General features: G+C 59.2%; 21 protein-coding genes and 2 pseudogenes. 20 read left to right on the top strand and 3 right to left on the bottom strand.

What is annotated here, in order from left to right; genetic code table 11:
• Positions 1-521: 521 nt before the first annotated feature.
• Entirely contained in the window at positions 522-1,574 is a 1,053-nt protein-coding gene (locus NKI35_RS21865; RefSeq protein ID WP_352741460.1) for an alpha/beta fold hydrolase, read from the bottom strand.
• 681 nt (positions 1,575-2,255) lie between these two features.
• On the opposite strand from NKI35_RS21865, the gene NKI35_RS21860 reads away from it, so the two are divergent.
• From NKI35_RS21860 to NKI35_RS21805, 14 genes and pseudogenes are all read left to right on the top strand, one after another.
• On the top strand, positions 2,256-3,530 hold the full coding sequence (locus NKI35_RS21860) for an epoxide hydrolase family protein (RefSeq protein WP_352741459.1): 1,275 nt from the start codon (positions 2,256-2,258) through the stop codon (positions 3,528-3,530).
• A 211-nt stretch (positions 3,531-3,741) separates the two neighbouring features.
• Positions 3,742-3,900 (top strand): annotated as a pseudogene (locus NKI35_RS31360) (alpha/beta hydrolase); the annotation flags it as partial.
• Positions 3,896-4,142: pseudogene (locus NKI35_RS31355) on the top strand (isochorismatase family protein); the annotation flags it as partial. The pseudogenes NKI35_RS31360 and NKI35_RS31355, both read left to right, overlap by 5 nt.
• 150 nt (positions 4,143-4,292) lie before the next feature.
• The gene (locus NKI35_RS21855; protein WP_352741458.1) at positions 4,293-5,369 is read left to right on the top strand and encodes an MBL fold metallo-hydrolase; all 1,077 of its coding nucleotides are present in this window, start codon (positions 4,293-4,295) and stop codon (positions 5,367-5,369) included.
• The gene (locus NKI35_RS21850; RefSeq protein WP_352741457.1) at positions 5,302-6,048 is read left to right on the top strand and encodes an MFS transporter; all 747 of its coding nucleotides are present in this window, start codon (positions 5,302-5,304) and stop codon (positions 6,046-6,048) included. The genes NKI35_RS21855 and NKI35_RS21850 overlap by 68 nt, the downstream gene beginning before the upstream one ends.
• A 29-nt stretch (positions 6,049-6,077) precedes the next feature.
• Entirely contained in the window at positions 6,078-6,458 is a 381-nt protein-coding gene (locus NKI35_RS21845; protein WP_352741456.1) for a helix-turn-helix domain-containing protein, read from the top strand.
• Positions 6,459-6,930: 472 nt separating this feature from the next.
• Positions 6,931-8,514 (top strand): sensor histidine kinase, encoded by a 1,584-nt coding sequence (locus tag NKI35_RS21840; protein ID WP_352741455.1) that lies wholly within the window; start codon positions 6,931-6,933, stop codon positions 8,512-8,514.
• Between the two features lie 12 nt (positions 8,515-8,526).
• Positions 8,527-9,171, top strand: a complete 645-nt coding sequence (locus NKI35_RS21835; protein ID WP_352741454.1) for a response regulator transcription factor — start codon at positions 8,527-8,529, stop codon at positions 9,169-9,171.
• Between the two features lie 91 nt (positions 9,172-9,262).
• Positions 9,263-9,649, top strand: coding sequence for a response regulator transcription factor (locus NKI35_RS21830; RefSeq protein ID WP_352741453.1), 387 nt, complete (start codon positions 9,263-9,265; stop codon positions 9,647-9,649).
• A 235-nt stretch (positions 9,650-9,884) separates the two neighbouring features.
• Positions 9,885-11,246, top strand: a complete 1,362-nt coding sequence (locus NKI35_RS21825; RefSeq protein ID WP_352741507.1) for an epoxide hydrolase family protein — start codon at positions 9,885-9,887, stop codon at positions 11,244-11,246.
• A gap of 88 nt (positions 11,247-11,334) precedes the next feature.
• Entirely contained in the window at positions 11,335-11,766 is a 432-nt protein-coding gene (locus NKI35_RS21820) for a DUF6130 family protein (RefSeq protein ID WP_352741452.1), read from the top strand.
• Positions 11,767-12,167: 401 nt separating this feature from the next.
• Entirely contained in the window at positions 12,168-12,563 is a 396-nt protein-coding gene (locus tag NKI35_RS21815; protein ID WP_352741451.1) for an Ohr family peroxiredoxin, read from the top strand.
• A gap of 240 nt (positions 12,564-12,803) precedes the next feature.
• Complete coding sequence (locus NKI35_RS21810; protein WP_502897160.1) at positions 12,804-13,241, top strand: helix-turn-helix domain-containing protein; 438 nt, start codon at positions 12,804-12,806, stop codon at positions 13,239-13,241.
• 5 nt (positions 13,242-13,246) lie between these two features.
• Entirely contained in the window at positions 13,247-14,074 is an 828-nt protein-coding gene (locus NKI35_RS21805) for an IS3 family transposase (protein WP_352741450.1), read from the top strand.
• Between the two features lie 749 nt (positions 14,075-14,823).
• Here NKI35_RS21805 and NKI35_RS21800 read toward each other — a convergent pair.
• Positions 14,824-15,762, bottom strand: a complete 939-nt coding sequence (locus tag NKI35_RS21800; RefSeq protein ID WP_352741449.1) for a LysR family transcriptional regulator — start codon at positions 15,760-15,762, stop codon at positions 14,824-14,826.
• Between the two features lie 270 nt (positions 15,763-16,032).
• Between NKI35_RS21800 and NKI35_RS21795 the strand changes: the two genes are divergently transcribed.
• The 4 genes from NKI35_RS21795 (at position 16,033) to NKI35_RS21780 (ending at position 19,684) form a co-directional block, all read left to right on the top strand.
• On the top strand, positions 16,033-16,692 hold the full coding sequence (locus tag NKI35_RS21795) for an ABC transporter permease (RefSeq protein ID WP_352741448.1): 660 nt from the start codon (positions 16,033-16,035) through the stop codon (positions 16,690-16,692).
• A gap of 13 nt (positions 16,693-16,705) precedes the next feature.
• Positions 16,706-17,455, top strand: coding sequence for an ABC transporter permease (locus NKI35_RS21790; protein WP_352741447.1), 750 nt, complete (start codon positions 16,706-16,708; stop codon positions 17,453-17,455).
• A gap of 51 nt (positions 17,456-17,506) precedes the next feature.
• On the top strand, positions 17,507-18,355 hold the full coding sequence (locus NKI35_RS21785; RefSeq protein ID WP_352741446.1) for a transporter substrate-binding domain-containing protein: 849 nt from the start codon (positions 17,507-17,509) through the stop codon (positions 18,353-18,355).
• Positions 18,356-18,430: 75 nt separating this feature from the next.
• On the top strand, positions 18,431-19,684 hold the full coding sequence (locus tag NKI35_RS21780; protein ID WP_352741445.1) for a CapA family protein: 1,254 nt from the start codon (positions 18,431-18,433) through the stop codon (positions 19,682-19,684).
• A gap of 16 nt (positions 19,685-19,700) precedes the next feature.
• Here NKI35_RS21780 and NKI35_RS21775 read toward each other — a convergent pair whose 3' ends face one another.
• Positions 19,701-20,231 (bottom strand): helix-turn-helix domain-containing protein, encoded by a 531-nt coding sequence (locus NKI35_RS21775; protein ID WP_352741444.1) that lies wholly within the window; start codon positions 20,229-20,231, stop codon positions 19,701-19,703.
• A gap of 149 nt (positions 20,232-20,380) precedes the next feature.
• Here NKI35_RS21775 and NKI35_RS21770 point away from each other — a divergent pair, with 149 nt between their 5' ends.
• Together NKI35_RS21770 and NKI35_RS21760 are read left to right on the top strand one after the other, a co-directional pair.
• The gene (locus tag NKI35_RS21770) at positions 20,381-20,617 is read left to right on the top strand and encodes a helix-turn-helix domain-containing protein (protein WP_032909948.1); all 237 of its coding nucleotides are present in this window, start codon (positions 20,381-20,383) and stop codon (positions 20,615-20,617) included.
• Between the two features lie 623 nt (positions 20,618-21,240).
• Positions 21,241-21,605: adenylate/guanylate cyclase domain-containing protein (locus NKI35_RS21760; RefSeq protein WP_352741443.1), on the top strand; the 365-nt coding region annotated here is incomplete at its 3' end.

Here is a 21,605-nt window from a genome sequence, read left to right as displayed (position 1 = left end):
CATGGCCCAGACGATCTCCCAAACTCGCACCTCACAGATGATTGTGGTTGAGCATGTCATGCCTCGTCAAACAGATCGTTCGAACAGATGCGAGAGAAACTCAAGAGCAGCTGCCGACAGTCGACCTCGGTATAATTGCCGCGCTACGCAGCGGTGATCAGAAATACGTCACGGACTACGAAGAGAACGGATTTTCGACTCCCGCGGCCATGGTGCGTTGTGCAGATCGATGACCGAAAATGCCATGCCGTGCGGTATGAGATCGGCAACCCCGTTACTGCTGCAAAGATGACCCATCATGAGGTTTCCGCTGCCCTCTACGCGCCACTACGTGTTCTGCTCGAGGACGTGCTAGGTCGGGGAGCTTTTGAATAGGACAGGCCCTCGACCTTGGTATGACGATGAGCGTGCCCGAAGTCGCGCGCTATCTCGACGCCGCCCTGGAAGCGGTCCTGCGCAAGGCTGCCGAGTAGAGGGCAAAATAGGTGTGATGTGCGCACTCCAGCCCCCAAACTGCCGCATCAACTGCCGGCAACATCAATGATCGCCTGCGCGAACGCCTCGGGGGCCTCTTGCGGCAAATTGTGCCCAATCCCGCTCCCGACAACACGGTGTGAATATTTGTTCCAGAACATTTTGGCGTACGCACTTGCCTCTTGATGGGGAGCCCCATTGGCGTCTCCTTCGAGGGTGATCGTCGGCACGTCGATCAGGGGTGCCTGGGCAAGTCGTTGCTCGAATTCGTCATACGGAGGCTCACCATTGGCGAGGCCAAGCCGCCAGCGGTAGTTGTGCATCACGATATCGACGTGATCTGGATTGTCGAAGGCAATTGCGCTGCGTTCAAAGGTGGCATCATCGAAGCTCCATCGCGGCGAGGCCGTCTGCCATATCAGCCTGGCGAACTCGCGCCTGTTCTTCTCGTAGCCGGAGCGACCGCGTTCGGTGGCGAAGTAAAATTGATACCACCATGCCAGCTCGGCCTTCGGGGGCAGCGGCTGCATGCCCAGCTGCTGGTTTCCGATCAGATAACCGCTCACCGATACCATGGCCTTGCAACGTTCCGGCCACAGCGCAGCAACAATGTTTGCCGTGCGCGCGCCCCAGTCGCAGCCGCCGATCGTGGCTCTTTCGATCTTCAGAGCATCCATCAAGGCGATGAAGTCGACAGCGAACGCCGACTGTTGACCATTGCGCACCGTCTCGTTCGAACGGAAGCGAGTCGTCCCGTAGCCGCGTTGGTAAGGAACGATCACTCGATACCCCTTCGCTGCAAGCAAGGGAGCGACGTCGACGTAGGTGTGGATGTCGTATGGCCATCCGTGAAGCAAAACGACTGGCTTGCCGTCGGCCGGCCCCAACTCGGCATATCCAACGTTCAGTTGCCCAGCGTCGATCTGCCTGAGCTGGCCAAACGATTTCAGCGGGCCAGGCTTCGCCTTAGCCGTATCGAGGCTATCAGCGCTTGCTTTCATCTCCGCGCCAAGCTCGAAGGCGGTGAATGTCATTGCCGCGACGCCGATAAGGCGGCGACGATGGTGATCGATTGTGTCGGAAGGATCGTTCCTTGGCATGATCAAACTCCTGTGATTCTGGCGGGAGGGCCGGCGCAATTCAGCGCCGTGAGGTCAAGGCTGATGACCCCAAAGCGGTCAGCACTAGCTGAAGGAGGAGTTGCCATGGTGCGGGACCTCTTGGCGACGATCCAGAGACCATCCGGGTGGCCGCGGCAGCAGACGAGGCGGCGAGAAAGAATTCTATCATGGTGCCCTTCAAATCCGTTCTACCCTTTCGAGCTGTACCGACAGATTGGCCGACTTGATGCGCAAATCTATTGCACGAAGGTGTCGCCGAGACCTTGGCGTTGGTGGTGCAGAGACCTTTGTCAGGGCACGGCACTCTCGTTCAGGCGGAAAATTGGAATAGGTGAAAAAAGTATGCGTGACGGACCCGGGAGCAAACCGCTCAGTCCGAAGAAATGGCAGCGAATAATCCATGAACCTTACCAGTCGTCTCGTGGCCATACGAGGAAGAGCTGCCGTGCGCTTTCATGATTTGCCGCGACCAGGGGCAGCAGCACGCGAAAACACCAAGGCGATCCAGACGCCTCCCTCGGCGCTGGTTTTGCCGCGACGGATTTCTTGGCTAGAGCGAGCCAAAAGTATTGCCGACACCATCGTGCAATAGATTTTTCGCCCCTGGCAGTCGAACTTTTTTGCGCATCGAACAATTAGGTATCAACACTGGAGGACGTTATGACAAGGCGTGAACTACTCGCCGCTACCGCTGCTGCCGGAGCCCTCAGCATGCTCCCAGGCACGCTATATGCGACTGATGGAGACATTCGCCCCTTCCGCGTCCACGTCCGGCAGACGCAGCTCGATGATCTGCGCCGGCGCGTCGCTGCTACGCGTTGGCCTGACAAGGAAGTAGTCGCGGACGATACACAAGGCGTGCAACTCGCGACCATCCAGAAACTCGCGAAGTATTGGGCGACAGATCATGACTGGCGCAAGGTCGAAGCGCGACTCAACGCGTTGCCGCAGTTCATCACCGAGATCGACGGACTGGATATCCACTTCATCCATGTCCGCTCGAAGCACGAGAATGCATTGCCGGTGATCATCACCCATGGCTGGCCGGGCTCCATCATCGAACAGCTGAAGGTTGTCGAGCCGCTCACCAATCCAACCGCCCACGGCGGTAGCGAAGCGGACGCGTTTCATGTGGTGATCCCATCGCTACCAGGATACGGCTTCTCCGGAAAGCCGACCGCGCCGGGATGGACACCTGTCCGCATCGCCCAAGCGTGGGCGACGCTGATGCAACGCCTCGGTTACACGAAATACGTCGCGCAAGGCGGCGACTGGGGCAACGCGGTCTCCGAGACCATGGCTCTGCAGCAAGCGCCGGGCTTGCTCGGCATTCACACTAACATGGCCGCGACCGTCCCTGCCGAGGTCTCCAAGGCGCTCGCCGCCGGCGGCCCTGCTCCCAATGGTCTGTCGCCGGACGAGAAGCGGGCTTGGGATCAACTCGATGACTTCTACAAGAACGGACTGGGCTACGCGATCGAGATGAACAACCGTCCGCAGACACTCTACGGGATCGTCGACTCGCCGGTCGGCCTCGCGGCGTGGATGCTCGACCACGACATTCGCAGCTATGAGCTGATCGCCCGTGTCTTCGACGGTAAGACCGAAGGCCTGACGAAGGATGACATCCTCGACAACGTCACGCTTTACTGGCTGACGAACACCGCAATCTCGTCGGCGCGCCTATACTGGGACAACGCGCATTTCCCCGTAGGAGGCTTCTTCGATCCCAGGGGCATCAAAATCCCGGTCGCCGTGAGCGCTTTCCCCGATGAGATCTACCAGGCACCACAGAACTGGGCAGAGAAGGCGTATCCGAAGCTCATCCATTACAACAGGCTCCCGAAGGGTGGGCACTTCGCAGCCTGGGAACAGCCCGCGACCTTCACCACCGAGCTCAGGGCGGCGTTCCGGCCGCTGCGCGACTCGATCTGACGCGAGCAAGGCGCGCCCCACGCCTCCTCGCTAACGCGCGGCCGGGTCTCCCTCCCGCCCGGCCGCGCAGTGGATTCACGCGCACCGCAACGCGTGGAAAGACTAAAGCTTCGCATCTCACAGCAGGTGCAAACGACGCAACTGAACTCACGCGCTTCCGACCAGCGCCAATCGAACAGGGAGGCAATGAAGTGCATACGAGACGTAGCTGCGCCGCCGCGCCGGATACGAAGAATACACGCGGGATTTCGCCCGCCTGATCTGGGAATTCGCGTCGCCGCAGTGGAAATTCTGACCTTCAGGCGCACCGCCGCGGCCCTTCGAAAATTGCGATCATGTCGAAATAGCGGTTTACAACTACCGCTGGCGCAGAGCGGTTTGCCAACACGGAGCTCGAGCAGCAACTCCGGCAATATGGCATCACGCATGTCATGTTGCCGGCTTTCTTGCCTACACATGTGTCGAGTCCACCGCTCGCTACGCGATGGAACTCGGTTCCAAGTCACCTTGGTGCGGGATGCGACAGCGGCGTTTTGGAAGGAAGTGATGCATACCGCGCACGAGCTGAATGGGCCGACATATGCGCATGCAATGCTGACAGCCTACGAAGTCGGTTGCTTTCCTAAATCGCGCTATACTCGAAGACTCAATAAACGCCTGGGAGATACGATGGTATCGACGATACCTAGGGACAATTATCCGCCACCAGATATCAATCCAACCTTGCTCCTGCATCTGATCGTTCAAGACAGGAGATCTGTTATGTCTAACTATCACTCCGGCAGCACTAAGCGTATCGGCGCAAAGGTCGGCACGGTTGCTGTTGCTGTTGCACTTGGATTGGCTCCGGTGGCCGGCGCCTGCGCCGACAACGAAGCGCAACCTGGCCAGCCCGGGATCCCTTACCTGAAAATGCCGTCGTTGGCGCCTATCGGGGAGCGCGTTGACCACTATCTTCCGATCCCTAAAGAAGACGTCGTTCCGCCGCATGATCCGGGATACCGGATCCAGGAGCTCGGCCGCGACCTCTACATGATCACTGACAATGGCTATCAATCGATGTTCCTCGTGTACGAGTCTGGCGTGGTGGTGGTCGACGCTCCGCCCGGATACTCAGGACACATACGCGAGGCGATTGCCGAGGTGACTGATCGCCCCATAACGCATGTCGTCTATAGCCACGCCCACGCTGACCACATCGCCGGGGTGAACGACCTGGGCGGACACCCCATCATCATCGCGCAGGAAGAAACTCAAGACCTGCTTGGGAGGGCCAATGACCCGAGACGTCCCCTGCCCACCGTGACGTTCAAGGAGCGCTATACATTGAAAGTAGGCAGCCAGGTCCTTGAGCTGAGCTACCCGGGCAGCAGCCCTCATGAGCCTGGGAACATCTTCATCTACGCCCCGAAGCAGAAGGTCTTGATGGTGGTCGACATAATTTTCCCCGGCTGGATGCCCTGGCGCCGCTTTGCGCTCGCCAAAGATGTTCCGGGCTATTTCCAGCAGGTGGCGGACATCGACAAGATGCCGTTTGAGACGATCGTTGGTGGCCACGTCAACCGCGTGGGTACTCACGCCGACGTTCGGGTTCAGCTCGACTTCATGAATGACCTGAAGACCGCTGCCACTGCGGCCCTCAAATCGACGGCCCCGGCCGAGGAGATGAGCGCCGAAGACAAGTCCAACCCTTGGGCGATCTACGACAACTACATCGACCGCGTCGTCGTCAAGTGCGTGAACGACGTCACGCCAAAATGGCAGTCGAAGCTTGCCGGCTACGACGTGTTCATCTGGGATCAGTGCTACGCGATGGAGCAGAGCCTGCGGATCGACTGAGGCGTTTCCCGGTTGGCTCGCGAGACGGGTCGTCGGGTGCACGCTATCGACCTACTACGCTTTGTCCAGCGGCGGCATGGAAGCCGGCTGTTGGCTTTGGGGCGCAGCGGCTGAGAACTACTCGCTCAGCGCAACGTTAGAAATTTCCGCTGTCGCGCTGCTGCTGGTCGCTGCGAGCTGGTTCTTTTTGCCTATTTATCAGTGGCAGGACTCCGACCAAGGTTGCGAGACGCCTCAACTTACTATGGAGCTTCAGCCGAGAAGCGGGCCTATCGTCGTCAACGATACCAGAGGTCCACATCGAAACCTCCGAGGTGTGGGCAAAACCCAGGTTGCAATTGGAATTGCGCATGGAGCGGCCACGGGGGGCGCATTCTTGAATTGGAGGGCGCCGGTCCCTCGCAATGTGTTGTACGTCGATGGCGAGATGCCGGGTGCTGATCTGCAGGAACGTCTTCGCATGTTCAGCCGGGTCAGCTCTGGGCGCTTGGAGATATTGCCAATGGACGAACAGGAGATTGGTGACAGCCTCAATCTCAAGCAGACGGAGTCGCAGGAGCGGTTGGAAGCGATTTTGGTGCCGACAGAGCTACTCATCCTAGACAATCGCTCCACGCTGACGAGCGGCGGCCGCGAGAACGAAGCGGAAAGCTGGACACGATGCAATCCTGGCAACTGAGGCTCCGTCGCCGAGGCATCAGCGTTCTGTTGATCGAGCATGAGGGCCGCGGTGGAAACCCGCGTGGCACAAGCAAGCGGGAAGACGTCCTGGACACGCTTATCACGTTGAAGCACCCGGATGACTACTCGATCGAGGATGGTGCGCGCTTCGAGGTTCACTTGGGCAAGGCACTCGGCGTGTTCGGCGAAGCCGCAAAGCCATTCGAGGCAAAGCTGGAAGTTCGCGACGGCGAGGCCCAGTGGATGGTGAAGGATCTTCATGATGTCGAAGCCGATCTCGTCATGACCATGACGCGCGACGGCGCAAGCGTACGCGACATCGCCGCTGCACTTGGTTTGAGCAAATCGAAGGTCAATCGCATTCAAACACGGTTGAAAGCAATTGAGCCGTCGAGCAGCCGGCCTTGAATTGCTGCTGCCCCACCGTCCCACTCCCTAGACAGTGGGCAGCGCTTCGATGCTGAGCGCTATAAACGAGGGAAGGGCTTCTGCCACCTTCCAGCGATGACGATGCGACCAAGGGATCGTGGCTCGTGCAAGGAGGAGGCATTACTTTCGGGTGGCCATCGCGGCATGAGGTGCTAGGGCATCTATCGCCGGCGAAGACCAACAGAGCTGTATTAAACAACTCGTCGGGTTCACGCGACGACAGCTGAAGGCTTTTAATACGCAATGGCTTTTCGTCCTAGTGTGCGGCAGGCGCCGGGTGGGCACAATGAGATCGAGGCGGTCAGTTGTATGAAGACCAAAAAGGTTTATTAATGGTCCTCGCTCACGGTCGCAGTGCGGGTCGCTTGAGCTGGATAATTCGGTGACACTCCAAGCGCTTTGACTTAAAGCGCTGCCCTTGCAGCGAAGAGTTTGTCGATTGGGAGAAGTCGTGATTACTCCCGAAGAAGACTATTACGTCCTGTCGAGCTTATCGCCAAGTCCGGTGCAGAAGCGCCTGGCTCTCTTTGTCGTCCTCAGCATGTTGGCCGTCTATGTCTCCATAGTTTCCGGACTGACGGCGAATTTCCATCCAGGTGCGGTCGGCCCTTTTACCCCGATCTATTCGACAGCAATGATCGTGAACGAGCTAATCACCGCGATCCTTCTCTTCGCCCAGTTTTCAATTTTACGCTCGCGAGCGACCTTGATGATCGCAAGCGGGTATCTTTTTAACGCGCTCATCCTGATCCCGTGGTTCCTGGCGGTTCCGGGCGCATTCGCGCCAGACGGCATGATTGGCGGTTATCAGAGCACCTCAGCGCTCTACCTCTTCTGGCATCTTGGATTTGCTCTCCTCACAATCGCGTATGCCCTGTCAAAGGATGTTGCTCCCAGCAGGCGCTATTGGCGAGGCACTGTTCGAGAGGCGATAACCTATAGTGTTGCCTTAACCGTAACGGCCGTCTCGGCACTGACATTCCTCTCCATAGCGGGTGAACCGCTATTGCCAGTCGTGATCAGCGGTACCCGGAATCTTACGTCGCTCTGGGTATGGTTCGTCGGCGCGCCTGTTGTGCTGACATCGATGGCGGCCCTCGTTGTGCTCTGGATTCGGCGACGCTCTTTGCTTGATCTTTGGTTGGTTGTCATAATGGTGACGTATGTCATCGACCCAATTCTGGCTTATTACCCGGATCCGCGCCGCTTTAGCGTAGGTTGGTATGCTGTCCGGACCTTTGGGCTTTTCGCCGGTGGTGTCGTCCTAGTCGTCCTGCTGTACGAGACATCGGCTCTCTACGCTCAGCTAGTCGGCGCAGTCCGAGCGCAACGACACGAGCGTGAGGCCCGTCTCATGACTGGTGACGCCGTCGCGGCCACCATCGCCCATGAGGTAAAACAACCTCTATCGGGCATGATAACGAGCGCCGATGCGGGCTTGCGCTTTCTCAATCACCCCGTGCCCGATCTGCAGGAAGCGAAAACGGCATTCAAGCAGATTATTGCCGGTGGCCATCGCGCGGCATCAGTGATTGAAGGCATTAGAACGATCTTCAAGAAAGAAGATCGGAAGAGCGCTTCACTCGACCTCAATGACCTTGTCAGGGAAACTCTCGCCCTGGTGAGAGAGGGGCTGGCGAAACACCGGATACTGGTTGAAGCCGAGCTGGATGAACGCCTGCCACAAATAACAGGTGATCGAATCCAGCTACAGCAAGTCCTCGTAAACCTGATCACGAACGCCATCGATTCGATGACCGCCGTCGACGGAGCGCGGGTCCTGTCCGTGAAATCCGAGATACATGACGATGGTCATGTAATGATATCGGTCGCGGACACTGGGAGAGGAATAGGTCCGCAGGACATCGATCGAATATTCAACCCGCTCTTCACAACAAAGCCCGACGGCATGGGGATGGGCCTGTCGATCTGCAGATCGATCATCGAAGCCCACGATGGGCGGTTGTGGGCTGCCCCGAACACACCCCGGGGTGCTATATTTCATTTTAGCTCAATTCGCTCTGTCTCCGCATGACGAGGATCCGTTGTGATCAAAGTCGCACCGAAGAGTTTGCAGCCGACCAGGGAGGCCGAGCCTGTTGTCTATGTGATCGATGATGACGCCGGTGTCCGCGACTCGCTCGGCCTGCTATTCCGGTCGGTCGGTTTGTGCGCCGAACTATTCCGTTCGGCGAACGAACTCCTGCAAAGCAAGCTGCCTCAGATTCCGAGTTGCCTGGTTCTCGACGTACGCCTACCCGGGTTGAGCGGCTTTGAGCTTCATGCAGAGTTGACCAAGGCCAATGTCCATATTCCCATCATCTTCATCACTGCACACGGCGACATTCCCATGTCCGTGAGGGCTATGAAAGCCGGCGCCGTAGACTTCATCACCAAGCCGTTTCGCGACCAGGACATGCTGGATGCCGTCACCGCCGCGATCGCCTGCGACCGGGCCAGGCTGGATACCGAGCGCGCACGGCTGGACTTACAGGGCCTATTCGACAGCCTGACATCGCGCGAACAAGAGGTGATGGCGCTCGTCGCTACCGGCCTAATGAACAAACAAGTCGCGGCTCAAATCGGCCTCAGCGAGATTACTGTCAAAATTCATCGCGGTCATGCGATGAAGAAAATGCACGCGAGGTCGCTTGCAGACCTGGTCAGAATGGCTGAGGCGCTCGGCATTTAATCGAGCAAGCGTCGTAGCCTAATATCTATGTATGACTTTCGCACGCTGCTAACTCGCACCATTGTATAATGCACACCGATGGACCAATCGCTTGCGTGACGCGCCCGTTATTTCAATCATCGACGATGACGAATTGAGCCGTATCGGCACTGCGAGCCTTGTGCGGTCGCTTGGCTTCGTCGCTCACGCCTTTCCATCTGCACGTTCGTTCTTGCATTCGCAGCAACTGACAGAAACGTCGTGTTTGATTTCGGACGTGCAGATGCCCGAGATGAGCGGAATCCAGTTGCAAGACGCTTTGCACGCGCGCGGGCACAACATTCCGATTATCCTCATTACGGCGTATCCTGACGACAGAGTCCGCGCTCAGGCGTTTGCTCGAGGCGCCGTCTGCTTTTTGAGCAAGCCCTTTGACGGCGAAACGTTGTCTCGCTGCCTCGCCGTTGCATTGAAAAACAATGCGAGTGAGAGCGAGTAGAGCGTCGTTCATCGCCGGGTCGATCAGGCCGGCAGTCCGCAAGGTCCAATTGTCGAAACGAATGCATTCAACCGCGGGACGCTCGGTCTGGCTCAGCCAATAAACTTTGGTATGAGCGCCATAAACTAACACGCGGTCATGACCAACCTACGTTCGATGGAGCGCGCGCCGGAGTGAGAGCACAACAGAAGTGTTCAACCACTCTAATGGCATCGCGCAAAGAAGGAGACTGATCATGTCCACCGCATCACCGGCGCCAAATCGGCGCGACTTTCTCGCCACATCGGCCACCGCATTGCTTGCCGCTTCGGCAGGCGCGGCCGCGTTCAACTTCACCTCGGCTCAGCATGCGGCCGCGGCCGAATCCAGTTCAATCCGCCCTTTCACCGTCGGGTTCCCGCAGGGGGAGATCGACGAGCTACGCCGCCGCATCGCCGCCACGCGCTGGCCCGAACGCGAATTGGTTGCCGAAGCAGCTTCCCGGCGGACTTCGGCGACATTGGCGGTCGGCGCCACACAAGGCGTGCAACTCGGCACAATGCAGAAACTCGTCCAGTACTGGGCAACCGAATACGATTGGAACAAGTGTGAGGCGCATCTGAAGTCTCTCCCACATTTCATCACAGAGATTGACGGCCTCGACATCCACTTCATCCACGTGAAGTCCAAGCATCAGGGCGCGCTGCCGGTCATCATCACGCACGGCTGGCCCGGTTCGGTCATCGAACTGCTGAAGGTCATCGATCCGCTCACGAATCCCACTGCGCATGACGGAACGGCGGCCGACGCGTTCGACGTGGTGATCCCATCAATGCCGGGCTACGGCTTTTCCGCCAAACCGACTGAGCCCGGCTGGGATCCGACGCGCATCGCGAAAGCGTGGACCGTGCTGATGAAGCGCCTCGGCTACAACCGGTTTGTCGCACAGGGCGGTGACTGGGGGGCCCTCATCACCGAAAAGATGGCACTGATGGCGCCTCCCGAGTTGATCGCCATCCACACCAATATGCCAGCGACCATTCCGCCCGAGATTGTTAAGGCGCTTGCTGCCGGCAGCCCGCCTCCCGCTGATCTCGGACCCGACGAAAGGCGTGCTTACGAACAGGTCGCCTTTTTCTACAAGTTCGGCCTGGGCTACGCCAACGAGATGGCGCTTCGTCCGCAGACGCTCTATGGGCTCGTCGATTCACCGGCCGGCTTGGCGTCATGGATTCTTGATCACGACGCGGACAGTTATGCGCTGATAGCCCGCTCCTTCGATGGAGAGCCGGAGGGCCTTACCCCCGACGACATCCTCGACAACATCACGCTCTATTGGCTGACCAACACTGCCGTCTCGTCAGCCCGGCTCTATTGGGAACACCGGCAAACGGCGAAGGCGGGCTTCTTCGACGCCAAGGGCATCACCATTCCCGTCGGCGTGAGCGCGAACCCCAGCGAAATCTACACCGCACCGAAGAGCTGGACGGAGCGCGCGTTCCCGAAGCTCCTGCATTACGGTCGGCCGCCCAAGGGCTGCCATTTCGCGGCATGGGAACAGCCTAAGTACTTCACCGACGATGTGCGCGCCACGTTCAAGACGTTGCGAACGGCCTGAAGTGTCGGGTGGGGTGGCGCGCCGGACGTGCGCGTCATCCACCGCCTCGCGAAATCTGCGTAGCGAATCTCAGAAAGGAGAGAATGCAATGAGCAGCCCCGTCATCAAGACGCTCGCCGCACTCGCGACTTGCACCGTGTTTGCTACTGGTGCGTTGGCCCAGAGCACGGTCGTGCCCATAGTCAACGAGCCCGCACCGAAGCTGGTCGTTGAGCCGCCGCTTCCCGGTCCGTTGGCCGGGGGCGTTGTGTTCATCCCGTACCGGGTGGAAAACTTGCGCATCCTGCCTGTGGGTGGGCCGACTGCGCGCAACGTGTCTCCACGGGTCGGGCACCTGCATCTCACCGTCGACGACCTGCCCTGGGCGTGGGCGGACTACGGTCAGAGCGACACCACTATCCTGGTGGGCATGCCGCGCGGCCAACACAAGGTGCTGATCGAACTGGTGGACCCTGAAGGCGACGTCTTCACCAAGCAAGCGGTGATCTTCTATTCTCCAGGCAAAAACGCTCAGCCATGAAGCTCTACCAGCCGGCGACCGTGCTGGCATTCGGGCTTGCAATCTTTCCGCCCTGGCCAACGCCATGCTGCGGGAGATCGCTAGACCCGTCCCTTCAACGCTCGGGTGCCGCTAGCGGGTCTGGGAACAGCCAAAGCTCTTCTCCGCGGAACTCAGGGACAGCGTTCCGGCCGCTTTGTTGAGATCGGACGATCGTACAGCGCCAAAGTGGCGCCGTACAGATCAATGTCGGCGATCTGCGTCGTGAGCATCGCATAGAGATACCGTGGCGAATGCCCTGCGAGTCTCGACCCGGCTGAGTTTGCGGGTCGGCTATCGCGAGCAGCGCAGCACCATGTGCCGGGGTGCAGCGGGAACCGTTCACCGGCATAGTGGAACGATAACAGAAAGGAATTTTCGTTATGGCTGAGAAACTTCTCTTCACTGGTAAGACTCACAACACTAGCGGTCGCGATGGCGGAGCGCGCAGTAGCGACGGCCAACTGAACATCAAGCTAAAGCAGCCCCACCCGGCTGCCGAAAATCTATTCGGTGCAGCCTGGTCGGCCTGCTACATTGGAGCCATCGAGGTCGCTGCCTCCGACAGAAAGATCAAGCTCCCTGCGGGTACCGCAGTGGATGCCGAGATCGAGTTGAACTCAGACGCCGGCTCCTACTTTCTGCGCGCGCGCCTTAACGTCAGCGTCCCGGGCGTCGACCGTGCGGTTGCGCGAGAACTGCTCGATGCGGCACACAGCATTTGTCCGTACTCCAAGGCAATACACGGCAACATCAACGTTGCGACCAATCTCCTCTGATCCGAATCAGTTGGGTCTGCCCTAGTGAATGGGTAGACCCAACTTTGGCGTGGATAGATAACGGCCAAAGCTGCCGGACCGCAATGCGCCGGATGCGCCCGCCACTTCCCGGAGACAGACTTCCGGCACGCCGAACCTGGGCGCGGAATAGCGCTCGGCTTCCCTAAGAACATACCCGAAGGACGACCGGCGGCTGATCCTTCACGACGAGAAGCTGAGAGCTGCGCGAGTGCGGCGTCGATGCATGGCGTTGATGCGGCCACTGTTCGCAAGTGGGTTGCGTTGTACCAGGCGCATGGCGATGCCGGGCTATCTGGTAAGTGCGGTCGTTACGACGCGGCGTTCAGGCTGTCGGTGCTTGAGCGAATGAGGGAGGAAGGTCTGTCGTATCGGCAGACGGCTGCATTGTTCAATATCCGCAATGCCAGTTGCCTGACGGGCTGGGAGAAGCGCTATCATGCGGGCGGGATAGAGGCGCTCGGCCCGTGTGCCAGAGGACGACCCATGTCAAAGCCGCCGTCCCCCGCAGTGCCTGTTGCAGCCAGTGACGAGGCCAAAAGCCGCGAAGAACTGCTGGCTGAGCTGAAGCATCTGCGGATGGAGAACGACTACCTAAAAAAACTGGAGGCCTTAACGCAGGGACACGCGCTCAAAAAGCGCAAGCCGTCCAGGCGTTAAGGCCGTTGCATTCGCTTGAGGGGCTGCTCGAGCTGGAGAAGCTTGCGCGCAGCACGTTCTATTACAGACAGAAAGCAGCGAAGCGCTCGGACCGCCATGCGGCGCTGAAGGCGGCGATCAAGGCCATCTTCGACAGCCACAAGGGTCGCTACGGCTATCGCCGGGTGACTGCGCAACTGCACCGGTTGGGCCGGCGCGTCAACCACAAGACCGTCCAGAGCCTGATGGCCGGGATGGGATTGAAGTCGCTGGTCAGGCCGAAGAAGTATCGCTCCTACAGGGGCGAGGCTGGGCGGACCGCTCCCGATCTGTTGCAGCGCAAGTTCGGCGCCGACCGCGCCAACCGCAAATGGGTGACCGACGTGACGGAGTTCAGCCTGGCCGGCGACAAGCTCTATGTGTCCCGGTCATGGATCTCTACAATGGCGAGATCGTCGCGTTCGAGACGGGCGCGGCGGCCACGCTTCAAAATGGTGGACAATATGCTGACCAAAGCCCTCGCCCGGCTTGGTGAGAACGAAAGGCCGATCCTGCATTCCGATCAGCGATGGCAGTATCAGATGTCGGCATTCCAACGCAGGCTGGAAGCCAGAGGCCTTCAACAGAGCATGTCACGCAAAGGCAATTGCCTCGACAACGCCCCAATGGAGAGCTTCTTTGCCATCCTCAAATCCGAGCTCTTCCATCCCGGAACCTTCGACACCGTTCAAAGCCTGGACGACGCCATCACGGACTACATCGACTATTACAACCACCGCCGCATCAAACTGAAACTGAAAGGGCTGGCCCCTGTGCAATACAGGAACCAGCCCTTGAACCTCCCAACTCAATAAACCGTCCAACTTTATGAGGTCAGTTCACATTCGTCGGGGCTTTTCTTTGCGTGGATGAAACTGAAAAAGCCCGTCGGCCGGATCCAGCGGGCTTTGTGATGGGGATGGCCCGCGCCTGCTTCCGAGGCTGCGCGAGCCGACCATGACGAGTGAGGGACGCATCTTGGTCACCGGCACGGACCGCTGAAGAACGAACCGGGTGTCACCGAACAGCCTTGGAGCGGGAATGTTCCTGGACCGCACAAAAAAGCTCGCCAGCATGCGCCGGCGGGCAATCGGTCTGGAGTAGCTGGACTCATCCAGCATAATTCAACGAGCGGCGGAAGGTTGGGTAGCAACCCGCGCTCATCGCTCCCCAGGGATCCAGGGAGCGGCGAGTTGTTGCCCTGCGAGCCGCGACACAGAAACTTCGCCGCGCCATGACGGACAGCGTCGAGCGCGCAAGCTCTGCAACAAGCTGCCGCCGCTCTGGGAGGTCTGTCCGCTTTTCGGACTGCCACGTGCCAGTCCCGACCAGCACTCCCCCTGGTGAGCGTAATCCTGCAATTGCCTGCGCTGAAGGCGGCGCTTCCTGCACCGCTTCGGGAACGGCCAACGGCACCATCTGCGCCGGATACGGCCGTCGGTCCAGCCGTTCCGGAGCGCTCGCTATCAGTTTGACCGTTCAGGCTGGCCATTCGCGTCACTTCGCAGAAAGCCTCCCGGTTGGGCTTATGCTGCACGTCCCAACCGAAATAAACCATGGCCGGCTAGGACGACGTGTGGAGAAACTGTTGCTCTCTCGTCGGTGCCGTCGAAAACGCTGTGATTATCGCCTCGAGCGATACATTCAAGGCGTTGGAAAAGGTCCGGCCCTTCTGCCAAATCGCAACGTAGTGGTAGAGCGCGGACGGCTCCACTGGCCTTATTCCCAAGTGAAACGCCGCGTACTCACGCGCGATGATCTCATTGGTTATCGAAATGCCCACGCCAGCCGAAACGTATCCGGCTTCGTGACCGTTGCAATCGAATTCCACCAGTATGTCCGGCTCAACGCCGGCGAAGCGCAAGGCATTGAAGTTCATCTGGTGGGCGGCGAACTGGGGATCGATATCGACGATCGTTTCGCCTGACAAATCTTGCGCCTCGATAGAGGTCTGTTTTGAGAAACGGTGGTCGGGATGAAAGATGCACACGTTTCGTGCCGAGCCAAGCGGCGCCCAATCGAACAGACGTGGATCCAGCGGCAGTCTCGAGATTCCAAGGTCTGCCCGCCCAGCGAGGATGTGCTCGCCGATCTGCTCGTAGCTTCCCGAAATCGACCGGACATTCGAAGCGGTCTTGGAGTGGATGATCGCCACGACCTTGGGCAAGGTCACGAAACCGAAAACAGAAGGCGCGGCAATCGCGATCCGCTGCTTTTCCTCGTTCTTCATTGCGAAGATCGACGCCTCCAGCCGATCCAGGGACGTCAGGGCAAGTTCTACGTTTCGCAGGAGTTCCCAGGCTTCCTGCAAGGGGACGATGCGGTTGGCTGATCGCTTGAACAGTGTGATGCCGAGCGTGGTCTCGAGTTGCTTCACATGTTGACTGACGGCCGGCTGGCTTATCCCGAGCGCTGCCGCCGCTCGCCTTGTCGAACCGGCCCGCAACACTTCCCGGAAGACCTTCAACTGACGGAGCTTGAGGTCGCTCTGCAGAAGCTCCATCCCGGCGCACCTTTCCCTGACAACGCTACCCGGGAAGCGGATCACGCCAACCTAGGAGCAACGGACCGCCTTAGTATATAACGGTGCGTTATAGATGAAATAATAAAAATTATAGATTGAGTGTGTAATTTAAGGCGTTAGAATTAGCAGATATCTCAAATTAACTCCAAATTACAAATATAACAATTCGCAACCTTGGGTTATGCCACTTGGTCTGAGTGACAAAGGCCGGCGTATCCAGCGGTAGTTGCGAGTCGAGGAAAGCGCCCGATGGGTGGTTTTACTACTCAGTTTCTTGTCGCACTCACCGTGACCATCAGCCTGGCCCTTGTCAGCGGCTGCCTTGGTACGGCATTTGGGTTGTTCTTGGCTATTTCGAAGGGCACGGCACAACCGCGCTTCACCAGCGTCGTAACCGCCTACACGACGGTCGTCCGGGGTGTACCAGAACTTCTCATTATCCTGCTCATCTACTTCGGCGGAACGACCCTCGCCAGCAAGATCGCCGGCCGTTACGTGGAGGTGAACGCATTCACCGCAGGGGTTATCGCGCTCTCGGTGGTTTTCAGCGGTTATGCGACCGAAGTGTTTCGCGGCGCGATTGCGGCGGTGCCAGCGGGTCAAACCGAAGCGGCAAAGTCGCTTGGCCTGAACGCCTGGCAGCGCTGGATGTTCGTCATCGGACCGCAGATGCTGAGGCTGGCGCTGCCTGCCTATGGCAATCTATGGATTTCGCTCTTCAAGGATACCGCGCTGGTTTCGATCGTCGGCCTGACCGACATCATGCGCGTTGCGTATGTGGGGGCCGGATCCTTGCGCGCTCCCTTAACTTTCTACCTTGCGGCCTCCGCTCTCTATCTCTCGCTGACCACCGTCACGCTGCTGTCGATCCGGCGGGCTGAGCGGCGCTATCCGGCGCTTGGCCGGTAGGAGGGAGCGACCCATGAACCTCGGCTTGATGTTTGACGCAATGGTTGTCCTGCCTTCGGGCGTTGGTCTCACATTGACTCTGACAGTGTTGTCGCTGACGGCCGGATTTCTTCTGTCCGTGCCGCTGGCCTTCATGCGCGCTTTCGGACGTCCCGGCCTCTCGCTCGCGGTGCTCTCATACACTTATGTGATCCGCGGGACGCCGATGCTTGTTCAGCTCTTCCTGCTCTACTACGGCCTCGCTCAGATCGAGGCGGTGCGAACCAGCATCTTCTGGGTGATCCTGCGCGACCCTTTTTGGTGCGCCCTTCTGACATTTTCGCTGAACAGCGCGGCCCACACCACGGAGATCCTGTGCCGCGGTCTCCAGTCCGTGCCTAAGGGTGTCACAGAGGCGGCCACGTCTCTCGGCTTGAAACGCTTCCAGATTGCTCGCCTGGTCACCTTCCCGATCGCTTTCAGGATATCGCTCCCGGCCTACGGCAATGAGATCGTCGGAATGATCAAGGGCTCGTCGCTCGCCAGCACCGTGACGCTGCTCGAGATCACCGGCATGGCGAGACAGATGGTGTCGACCACGTTCGCGCCGTACGAGATCTTCATCGTCGCCGGAGCGATCTACCTATCGCTCACCTCGATCGCGGTGAAAGCGATCCAGTTGCTGGAGCGATGGCTGTCGACCGACGGCCATCCGGTGCGTCGACGAAAGGCGCGAGTGCGCCCCGCTTTACCTGATCCAGAGATCACGACGCCCCTGCCCTGACGCCGCAGGTTCTGAGCTCCCTTTCCATCCAAACCAACGAAGAGGTGCATCATGCGCATACCCCTGGCTATTGCTGTTTCTATCGCATCCCTGATGTCGGCATTCCCCGCCGGCGCGCAAAGCGGGCGCGTCATATCGATTGCCACTGAAGGCGCCTCGCCGCCCTGGGACGGCACCGACGCGAACGGTCAACTCTACGGCTACGATATCGATGTTGGACAGGAGTTGTGCCGTCGCATCCAGATCAAATGTACCTTCGTCCCGCAGGATTGGGACGGGATCATCCCGGCACTGCTTGTCGGCAAGTTCGACGTGATCATGTCTGGCATGGCGATCACTGAAAAACGCAAGCAGAAGATCGCGTTCTCCGTTCCCTACGCCACCGGCTTCAACCAGTTCGTTGTGCGCAAGGACCTGGGTCTCGATCCTGGCGACATCAAGCAGAAGGTCAACCTCTCGAGCATCGGGGACAAGGAGAAGGCGACCATCGAACGCCTCAGATCGACTCTCGCCGGCAAGGCGATCGGGGCCCTGCGCTCGTCGAATTCGGAAGCAGTAGTGAAGGAAATGCTTGGCGACGTCGTGACCATCCGCAGTTATGACAGCCAGGACAACATGAAGCTCGATCTTGCGGCGGGTCGCATCGACGGAGGTCTCGCCGACTATTTCACCTGGCGGGATTTTCTGGAGACGCCTGCCGGCTCGGATGTGGTGTTTTTCGGCCCTGAACTGAACGGCGGGCTCTGGGGGCCGGGCGTCGGCGCCGGCATGCGCAAGGAAGATACCGAGTTGCTCGCCAAGTTCAACGCGGCAATCGACGCGGCTACCAAGGATGGCACGATCAAGGCGCTGAGCCTGAAATGGTTCAAGAGCGATATCTCACCGGCCGTCTCGCAATAGGCAGGCACCCGGCTTCGACATCGACGTGGCGCCAGCCGGAACGCCGGCGCCCTCCCCCCCTTCAAGGCGAGTTCCATGAAAGACCATTTCTGCGCTGTCGTTACCGGCCAATCCCTGATCAAGTACGACATCCGTGACGTCAAAGACGAACGCTTCATCGCGGTTACGGACTTCCTGCGCCAAGGCGACGTCGTCTTCACCAACTTCGAGTCGACGATCCTCGGCAATCACGGCGGGTGGCCGACCAAGGGCAAATACTTCGGATATTCCAGGGCTGAAGTGCTCGACGCATTGCAGGCCATCGGTTTCAACGCGCTTGCGCTCGCAAACAACCACGCCTTCGATCTCGGCGCTGGCGGTATCCTCTCGACGTTGGAGGAAGTGGAGGCGCGTGGCTTCCTGCATGCCGGCATCGGGGCCGACGAGACGGAAGCGAGGAAACCGGGCCGCCGCCGGCTGGACGCGCGCGAGGTCGCGCTTTTTGCGATGGATGCAGGCCCCGGCCCAAGCAACATGTATGCCGAAGACCGCACGGCCTTCCGGCCGGCTCGGCCCGGCGTCAATCGTCTGAACACCGGTCGCAAGATGGGAGTGCCGGACGGACATTTCCGCAGGCTGGCAAGGCTGGGCGCACATTTGCAAAGCTCCCGCTTTGAACTGGCCAACTATGCGCAACCGGAGGACCCGGTAGAGGTTTCGGCCGGCAACGAGATCAATTTCTACGGCACCGTGTTCACACAAGCTGCCGATTTCGGCCGTCTGATCGAAGTCGATCAGCAGAGCGCGAGTGTCCATCTGTCCGCCATCCGGCAGGCGGCGGCACAAGGCGATTTCGTCATCGCCTACCTTCACCACCATCATTGGGAACCAGGTTGGCAGGACGTTCCGCGCTGGGTGCAGACCTTTGCCAGGATGTGCATCGACGCCGGCGCCAACCTCTTCGTCAGCCACGGCGCTCCGGTGCTGCAGGCGGTCGAAATCTACAATGGCTCGCCGATCTTCTACGGCCTCGGAAACTTCCTCTTCCACGTGCACCCCGACGAAAACGAATGGGATCCACCGGAAGTCTGGCAAAGCATCGTCGCCGCATGCCGCTATGATGCGAGCGGAACCCTAGCGGGGATAGATCTTCTGCCCGTCGCAATCGATTCGGACCCCCAGTCTCCCGGATCAGCAACAGGCAGACTGGTGCCCGTCGCGGTCACTGGAAGCGCTGCGCGAGAGATCCTCGAGGGATTCGCGACCCGCTCGCGAGCGTTCGGCGTCGAAATCGAAGTGTTCTCGACTTGCGGCCGCATCGCCCTGCCCGCTGCCCGAAAATTCGGCTGACGGGCCCAACTGGCGGTCAGGCGGTCTTGCATTCGGCCGGCGCGGACTCGCCGGCCATCTCCCTATCCGCCTTTGTGTCCAGCAGGGCCAACTCCTCCCCCAATGCGGCGATAAGGGACGAGACGCGACCGCGCACACGCGGCGGAAGATTCACTAGCCCCTCAATCAGGCGCCGACCCTCCGCGCTGGCAATGAAATCCAGGCGCTCATCGACCGGCAGCGGCCGCGCCTCGACGCGGGTCTCATCGTTTCCCGGCAGGCCTTCGAAGAAGCGGCTGACAGGAACGCCGAGCGAACTGGCGATCTCGTAGAGCATCGACGCGCTCACGCGATTCCGCGCGTTCTCGTATTTCTGGAGCTGCTGGAAACTGATGCCTATGGATCGGGCAAGCTGGGCTTGCGATACATCGGACTGGACGCGAACGGTCGCAATCTGCCTGCCGACATGCTGGTCGGCGGGATGAGGGTCACTCTCGATCTTTGGCTTCGGCTCCATCCGAAGGAGGATGGAGCGTTGCGGTTTCAACAAGGCCGTTTCATGCTCCATTAGTCAGCCTGGATTGGAGAGTTTTTCGCGTACGCTCCGGGTTTCTCGATCGACGTGATCTGAAAGTCGAATCGCTGTTTAATATACCTTATAGGGTGCAAAATGACCCTATAGGTGGCAAACAAAATCGGCCTGCCGATTGTGGACCCATGGTCAGTCCACGACAGATTCGAGCCGCACGGGCCTTGCTTGGTTGGTCGCAGCAGGAGCTTGCCGACAAGGCAATTGTGTCGCTGAATGCGCTGGTCCGGTTGGAAAACGGGAAGGTAGATTCCCGGATCAGCACTTTGCAGGCCATTGAGGCGGCTTTGATAAAAGCGGGTGTCGAATTCTTGTCCGCTGGCCAAAAGGGTGAAGGTGTACGGCTCTTAGATCCTCTGGTTTGAACGTCAGTTAGCGGGGAAGAGGGATTCCACTCGCAATTGCAATTGCCCAAGCACCCTCCTGCGGATGACGAGAGGCAAAGTCGTGGTATTGTCGGAATCAGCCATGATCCGAACCCTTGTCAGCGCGGTTGTGGTCAGGCCGATCAAAGTCTCCTGGACCTTGATCGATCGTCGCCCGTGCGATGCATGTGCACCGCACGTGCTTTGTTATGGATTTTTTCTGCTCCAAGTTCAAGCTGAAAAGCGACAATGATAAAAAAGCCATTCACAACTCGTTTGGACCCATCTGTGCTAGCTCTGGCTGAACAACTCGCAGAGTCGGAACGTCGTTCGGTAACCGCTGTCATTGAGCTCGCATTGATCGAGTATGCAGAACGTCGCGGTGTAAAGGCGCGAGACGTCAAAAACGGCGGATAGCTGCGTGGCGAAGCACGTCATTGAAAGGCCGAAATTGGGGCCGGAAGCGGACTTGCGGCTTGGAGGCTTGGAATGTGAGAAGCGGACGTTCAGGCGCCGCCATGCATCGACGCCCTCTGACCCATCTCGGAAGTCGGCCGGATAGACTCCAGGCCAGATGACCAATACAATCCCAGATGCCGGGTTTCTGAAAGTATTCAACCCACATGGCCGAGATTCGAGCCCAACGCCGCCTTGCCGCGATTCTAGCTGCTGATGTCGTTGGCTTTTCGCGCCTCATGGAGCACGACGAGGCTGGCACACTGGCCGCTCTCAAAGCGCGGCGGCGCGATGTTCTGGTTCCATTGGTTGCCCAGTACCACGGCCGCGTGGTCAAGGTGATGGGCGACGGTGTGCTGGTGGAATTTGGCAGTGCGGTTGATGCCGTCCAATGCGCCGTCGAACTGCAGAAGGGTTTTACCGGGGCCAACGAGAGCGTGGCCGAGGCCTACCGCATCGTCCTGCGTATCGGCATCAATCTGGGCGACGTCATCGTAGAGGGCAGCGATCTCTATGGCGACGGTGTCAACGT

The sequence above is a fragment of the Mesorhizobium sp. M0676 genome (genome assembly GCF_040320535.1).
Lineage (GTDB): Bacteria > Pseudomonadota > Alphaproteobacteria > Rhizobiales > Rhizobiaceae > Mesorhizobium.
The sequence above is the reverse complement of the archived record's forward strand: the minus strand, read 5'-3'. Positions and strand labels throughout refer to the sequence as shown.